This window comes from Methyloglobulus sp., assembly GCF_040079455.1.
Taxonomy (GTDB): Bacteria; Pseudomonadota; Gammaproteobacteria; order Methylococcales; family Methylomonadaceae; genus Methyloglobulus.
The window spans coordinates 21,510-27,748 of the sequence record NZ_JBEBKJ010000048.1; the positions used below are offsets into that span (position 1 = coordinate 21,510).

General features: G+C 45.7%; 5 protein-coding genes and 1 pseudogene. 1 reads left to right on the top strand and 5 read right to left on the bottom strand.

Annotated features, from left to right (window positions below; translation table 11 throughout):
* Positions 1-166 precede the first annotated feature (166 nt).
* Genes ABL924_RS11335 through ABL924_RS11350 form a run of 4 tightly spaced genes read right to left on the bottom strand, consistent with a single transcriptional unit; the run spans position 167 to position 5,075 of the window.
* Positions 167-625, bottom strand: a complete 459-nt coding sequence (locus tag ABL924_RS11335; protein WP_349027207.1) for a hypothetical protein — start codon at positions 623-625, stop codon at positions 167-169.
* Positions 609-2,036 carry a TolC family protein gene (locus ABL924_RS11340; RefSeq protein ID WP_349027208.1) on the bottom strand — a complete coding sequence of 476 codons (1,428 nt, stop codon included), beginning with the start codon at positions 2,034-2,036 and terminating at the stop codon, positions 609-611. The genes ABL924_RS11335 and ABL924_RS11340 overlap by 17 nt, the downstream gene beginning before the upstream one ends.
* Positions 2,033-3,409, bottom strand: coding sequence for an HlyD family efflux transporter periplasmic adaptor subunit (locus tag ABL924_RS11345; protein ID WP_349027209.1), 1,377 nt, complete (start codon positions 3,407-3,409; stop codon positions 2,033-2,035). The genes ABL924_RS11340 and ABL924_RS11345 overlap by 4 nt, the downstream gene beginning before the upstream one ends.
* Positions 3,399-5,075, bottom strand: a complete 1,677-nt coding sequence (locus tag ABL924_RS11350; RefSeq protein ID WP_349027210.1) for an ABC transporter ATP-binding protein — start codon at positions 5,073-5,075, stop codon at positions 3,399-3,401. Before ABL924_RS11350 ends, ABL924_RS11345 begins: the two co-directional genes overlap by 11 nt.
* Before the next feature lie 201 nt (positions 5,076-5,276).
* On the opposite strand from ABL924_RS11350, the gene ABL924_RS11355 reads away from it, so the two are divergent.
* Positions 5,277-5,951 carry a TetR/AcrR family transcriptional regulator gene (locus tag ABL924_RS11355; RefSeq protein WP_349027211.1) on the top strand — a complete coding sequence of 225 codons (675 nt, stop codon included), beginning with the start codon at positions 5,277-5,279 and terminating at the stop codon, positions 5,949-5,951.
* Positions 5,952-5,975: 24 nt separating this feature from the next.
* Here ABL924_RS11355 and ABL924_RS11360 read toward each other — a convergent pair.
* Positions 5,976-6,140: pseudogene (locus ABL924_RS11360) on the bottom strand (succinyl-diaminopimelate desuccinylase); the annotation flags it as partial.
* Positions 6,141-6,239: the final 99 nt, after the last annotated feature.

The following is a 6,239-nucleotide window of genomic DNA, read 5'->3' on the forward strand; positions in this document are numbered from 1 at the left end:
ACCCATGGATTTAGGAAGTAAAACATACAATTACCTGAAGTTTTCATTTTTTATCCCAGCGGTTTCTATGTTTAAGCCGATTTAAAAAGTAAATTATGAAGATAAGTGATAAGTTATCGCCTAGCCGATTTAGCTTATCGATATTAAGTCTATTTCTGGTGCTACTTCAGCTAATCAGTAATATAAATGTGCTTATCATTAAGGCGGAATAAATAAGTATGAGTTTGATTTTCTCCACAGTCCGCTTACTGTGCCAATAATAAATGACCTGATGTTGAAGAGCGTAGAATTTGTAAAGCAAATAACCTTTAAGCCAATATCGCCAAAATAAAACAGTCGTCCCTAAACCTACAACGACACTGAAATAAAAGACGATTAATTGGGCTAAATCTTTGTCAAAGCCAAAGTTGTGCACTAAAAAATGTTCAAGTACAAATGAGGTCGCCTCATAAAAGGTGTGGACTACCCACACAATGCTGTGGCCAATGACATCAGGAAAGTGAATCACAAAACCCAATGCTGAAAGACCCAGCAGCCATTTAAAAATTGATACGATTTTGATTCTGTTTTTAACTATCTCATTGATCATCGCTTGAGACCCTCTTAATTCAATTGGATAAATCATTTATTTGCTCCTTAATCCCCAAAATCGCCTGGTAATCAGCATAACTTCTAAACAAACTGGCGGTTGCTTCGGCATACTGTAAGGCGGCATCGCCTTTGGCTATTTCCCGCAAATTCACGAACAACAAGGTGCTTTCGCCTAACTCAAAGCGGGTCTTTTCACCGTCTTCCAATTGTTCTGCGGCATTGAGTTGTTGAGTGCTCAAGGTCAGCCGTTTTTTCACGGCAGAAAGTGCTGAAAACACGTCTTTGACTTCCGCTGCAATCCGATCATCTTGCAATCTTCTATCCAAGTTCAAACGATGGACATTGGCGGATGCGACTTGGGCGCGTCCGGTGGCGGTGCGTTGTTGCAGGGGTATATCGATATTTAAGCCTAAGTATAATTCGTTGCGGTTAATCTTATCGCGGCTATCGCCGCCAATGTCATTGGCTGCAGTTACGGTAAAATCAATGCCCGGCGCACGTTGGTTTTGTTGCAGTTCCAATTCGGTCTGCGTTTGTTTGGCCTGCAATTCTAGGCGTTTGGATTCGGGTCGTTGCATCAACGATGTCTGCAAGGCTTCATCTAAGCTGACGGTTTTTATCGAATCAGGATCAGGAAATTGTGTCGGCAATTGCTCATCGGTAGGTAATGTGGGTTGGTCATTGGCATCGCGCCAATACAAGGACAATTGGATGGCACTTTGCTCTAGCAAGCGTTGTGCTGCAACCACACGCTCACGGCGTTCAATAATGGCACGTTGGTTGTCCAAGGCTTCAAATTCTGGAATATCACCTGCTGCCACTCGTTCACGTATGCCTTTGTCGCGTTGCTCGGCAATGGTTAACAAGTGCTTTGCAACCACCAAGCGCTGTCCTGCCAATACCCAATCCCAATATCTGTAAGTCGTAAGTCGGGTGATTTCAATCAAGGCTTGGTCGTATTCGTGACCGGCAATTAATTGCCCCAATTCTGCTTGTTTCAGATTTGCCCGGCGGCGGTCGATGTCGCGGTTGCGCCATAAGGGTACGTTAACCCCAATGCGGGCTTCTCCGCTTACGGTGGTCTGGCTTTTGCCTTCATAAACCGGATAATCACCAACGCCACGCCGCCAGCCACCAAAAAATGTGGTTCCCCAAAGCGCGGTTGGCTGTTCGAGGCTGACATCGTTATTTTCGTTTTCATACAACCCTGTAATTGACCAGCGGTTTTGTGATTTCAATAAGGTATCAAAGCCGCCTTCTGCCGCAGTGAGTTCACCAGCGGCGACTTGCTTGCGTTGCTCGGCTGACAGCAAGCCAGGAAAAGCTTTTTGCGCCGCACTCAATACTTCCTCTAATGTTAATGCCGAGCTTTTGCGGGATGCTACTTCTGCCGCCAAGCCGATTGGCGGCAGCAAGGCGAGCATCAGGAAAATTAGCTTAATCATGAATCTTTCCCTTCGTCGCTTTGAGGCTTTTTATCTTCCACTTTGGGGGAATAGCTTTTAGTGCCTTCGGAAGAATAGGGTTCAGGCAGTATCAACGGTGGAAAACCATTGAAAATTCGCCACAATTCGTAACCTAAAGTGACTTGCCCCAGGAGTACCCAGCCATTGACCCGCACGCCTTGACGCAAAAAACGGGTGCTGGGCCATGAAATATCTTCTGGATCCGGCTTGATAAGTACACGAAAATGACCTTTACTGTCGTCGGTCGCGTCGATCAAGGCGACTTTGCCTCCGAATGAACCGACCGAAAACTCAGGCCAACCGCCGAATTGGATAGCGGGATAACCTTCAAATTGTAGGCGGACGCGGCTATTGGTGACTATCAACGGTAAATCGTTGCCATCAACCCATAATTCAACTGCCCGTTCCTCGGTGTCCGGCACAAATATCGCCAAACCTTGACCCGGCTTGACCATTTCTGCATCGGGGTTTGCCAATAAGCGCAATACAATCCCATCACGAGGCGCAGTAACCGTTTGGGTTTGTTGCCGTGCCAGTCGGGTTTGTAGTTTTAAGACATCGGCACGGACGCTGTTTTGGTCTTCAATGGACTTGTTCAAGTCAGCACGGGCTTTTTCGACGATGCCCGATGTATCCGCCCCCAGCTTTTGCCAGTCTGAAGTTAGCGCATCGACTTCGCTTTTGGCTGCCACCAAGGCCGCTTGCGCCCTTTCAACCTCTGCGGCACGTTGTGCCATTTCAAGTTGCGATAACTCCAGCGTCCGTTGCGAGGACAGTCCTTTTGTCCTGAGTTGTTGTTGCCTTGATAAATTCAAACTGGCGGTTTGCCTTGCCGCTTGTGCGGCTTGCACGGATTGTTCGGCGGCTTTGCGGCGTTCATTCGCCATTTCCACGCGGGATTGCGCAGCAGACAAGGCTTGAGGGCGTGCAAGTTCGGCCATCCGCAATTGCTCTTGGAAAGTATTGACGCGGTTGTCCGTGGCTGCTTGCTTTGCCAATGCCGTTTTCTGTTCGTTTTCCAATCTTTGCAGCAACAATGGGTCGTTATCCAGTAATTCTGCCAATACCTCGCCTTGTTTGACCTGCGAGCCTTCTCTCACCAACCAGCGCGAAATTCGACCTTCCACCTGTGCGCTAATGAGCTGTTGACGATCAGCAGGTATATAGGCAACGACCCGCCCAATGCCACGCACGTTTTGTTGCCACGGAGTGAATCCTAAAAACAGGAACAGAATTAAGAACAGCTTGAGCATTCCCCGTGCAATGCGTTTGGCAACCGAGGCGGTTTCCACCGTTTTTAAGGTGTCCAGGGTGGGTAAGGTCAACCGATTTGCTTCGTCATTAATTGTCATAATGCCCCTCATTATCAGCTTTGGAGTCGATAAGTCCGCCGTTGACTATACTGAGTTGACGGGGAAAGTGCGCGATAATATCAGGTCGTTGGCTGGTGACGATCAATGTCCAAGGTGAGTTCGTGGCAAGCAGATGATCGAGTAGGGTTGGCAAAATACGGCTATCTAGCTGATCTAATATCCTGTCGAGCAACAACAAGCGCGGTTGACCGGCCAATGTTCGTGCCAAGGTCAAGCGCAAGCATTGCTCGCGTGTCAATGGGTAACCATTCGATAATAAGTGCGTGTCCAAGCTGTCGGGCAAGGCTGAAATGGTTTCGAGTAAACCAACCTGATCGAGAGTTTTCCTGATGTGCGTTAAATTCAAATCGCGGCCTAAACGCACATTGTCCAACAAGTTGCCAGCAAAGATTTCGACCTGCCGTACCAAGCCGATGGTAGAACGTAATTGACCAAGATTAAGGTCGCGCAAATCCTGCCCATCCAAGCAAACATAACCTGAACTGGGTGGGTGCAGACCATAAACAACATCCAACAAACTACCTTTATCTATATCTCCGCTGATGACGATCTGTTCGCCCGGCGCAATCTGCAAACTGCTGTTGCTGATTGCATCCAGGTGTGTGCTGACAGCTAAGGAAAGATTTCCAATATCGACTTTATAAGGCTTTCGTGCAAATTCTGGTGCTGCACCTTGCTCAGTTTCCTGTGGCAAATCCAGCAAATAGCCAATCTTATCGACGCTGGCTAACAATTCGTACACGTTCTCCAGGGTTTTGCCCAAGCGGGTCAAGCCATAAATCATTGCGCCGACCACCAATTCCGCCGCAATCAATTGACCTAAACTGAGTTGGTTGGAAATTACCATCCAGCCACCCATGCCTAATAGCAAGGTGCTAGCCAGGGCATGAAGAACTAATGCGCCTATATTCTGCCGTGACAATATCCGAAAATGCTGCGTTGAGGCTTCAACATAATGCTTGGCAAGACGGTCGGTCTGCGCGTTGATATAGGCCCGATGTTCAGACGACTTGACCAGCAACGGATTGGCGGCGATATCTTCAAGCCAAGCCGCCGCCGCATATTTGGCTTTGGATTGTTCAGTCGCCGATGCTATCCCCTGTTTGCCCATAGCGAACAAAATGAATGCCAAGGCGCAGATAAAAAACAGATCAAAAGCCAGTAACAAAGGGTGATAAAACGCCAATAAAACCATGCCGATCAAGGTCTGCAACACATAACCCAGTGTTTCCAGCAACATTACCGAAGCCGTTTTCTGTAACGTAACCACATCAAAAAAACGGTTGGTCAATTCTGGCAGGTGATAATCGCTATTTGCGGCATATCGCGTTTGCTGTAAGCGCGTGGCTGTCTCACCAAAGATGCGCACAAATACACGCCGTTGCAGCATTTCCACCACATAAAACTGCAAAGCGACCAACGTGTTGCTAAAGCCTAATAAGATCAGCAGCACCAAAGTCAGCACCAACAAAGGCTGGAACAAGGCACCAAAGGCGATGGTATTGACCAAGGCTTGCACTGCCACGGGCGTTGCCAGTGACAGTATGCCAATGCCAATGCCGTAAGTGATTAAAATACCGATGTCTTCACGTTCCAATGTGATGAGGCTTTGCAGTCGTTGTAAGGGAGTTTTTGAGTTAGCCATCCGCTTTTGCGTCAAATTAGGTATTTACTTTTATAAAAAATGAAATTACACTCAAAAAAAATACAATAACAATTATGTAAGATAGTAATACTATCATTTAAGATTGTAAAGGCTATTTTATTTTTGCTAAAAATAGTTTTTATTGCCGCCTGATCTAACAATGGCAAACAAAAAAACTAATTTATATCGAAACGAGGGTGTATGGAAATTGAATTGCAAATAAAAATGAATGAGAAGTTGTTTCTCAGAAATCCAGAACAATCTGAACTGGGCAAGAAAATCATCCTGCACAGCATTCAGCTAATCCATAAAAATGGCTTTGAAGCCTTTACTTTCAGAAAGTTGGCAGAGGAAATTGGGACGACTGAAGCGGGGGTTTACCGCTATTTCGAGAACAAACATCGGTTGCTGATTTACATTGTTGCCTGGTATTGGACGTGGCTAGAATATCAGGTGACGTATCAAACTAATAATATTGATGATCCCGTCGTTAAACTTAAAAAAGTTATTAAGTTATTGGCGACGACTGTTGAAGACGATATTCGGACAAGTTACGTTGATGAGAGCCTGTTGCATCAAATTATCATTACCGAAGGATCAAAAACCTATTTGACGAAACGGGTATCAGAAGACAATAAGGATAAATTATTTAAGCCTTACAAAGACTTATGCGGTCATATTGCCAATATAATTGCGGAATGTAACCGCGAATACCGCTACCCAAAATCTTTGGCTTCCACCATCATTGAAATGGCGCATTGCCAGAATTTTTTTATGCACAATCTGCCATCCTTAACTGATTTCGGGCAAGGAAAAGACGATAACAAAATCATCGCTTTCCTTGATGACTTGGCATTTAAAACTATAGCTGGATGATGCTAGGTTTTGGTTGTGTAAACTTTATGAGTTAGCCAGTAAATTGATCAGAATTTGTTCGTAGATAGCTGACAGCACTTCAAGATCATTCACATCAATATGTTCGTTAATTTTATGGATGCTTTCATTCAACGGCCCGAGCTCGATGACTTGTGCGCCAGTTGGTGCGATAAAACGCCCATCGGATGTTGAAATGGTTTAATTAAACAGGGCACTTCTAGAGGCAGATTTATAATGTCATTAGAGGTGACCATGAATATGAATAACATTCAAACGAAACGACCAAAC

Excerpts from the sequence above, each read along its gene's own strand:
- ABL924_RS11355 (WP_349027211.1), top strand. The coding sequence starts at position 5,277 with ATGGAAATTGAATTGCAAATAAAAATGAATGAGAAGTTGTTTCTCAGA.
- ABL924_RS11335 (WP_349027207.1), bottom strand. The coding sequence starts at position 625 with ATGATTTATCCAATTGAATTAAGAGGGTCTCAAGCGATGATCAATGAG.
- ABL924_RS11350 (WP_349027210.1), bottom strand. The coding sequence starts at position 5,075 with ATGGCTAACTCAAAAACTCCCTTACAACGACTGCAAAGCCTCATCACA.
- ABL924_RS11345 (WP_349027209.1), bottom strand. The coding sequence starts at position 3,409 with ATGACAATTAATGACGAAGCAAATCGGTTGACCTTACCCACCCTGGAC.
- ABL924_RS11340 (WP_349027208.1), bottom strand. The coding sequence starts at position 2,036 with ATGATTAAGCTAATTTTCCTGATGCTCGCCTTGCTGCCGCCAATCGGC.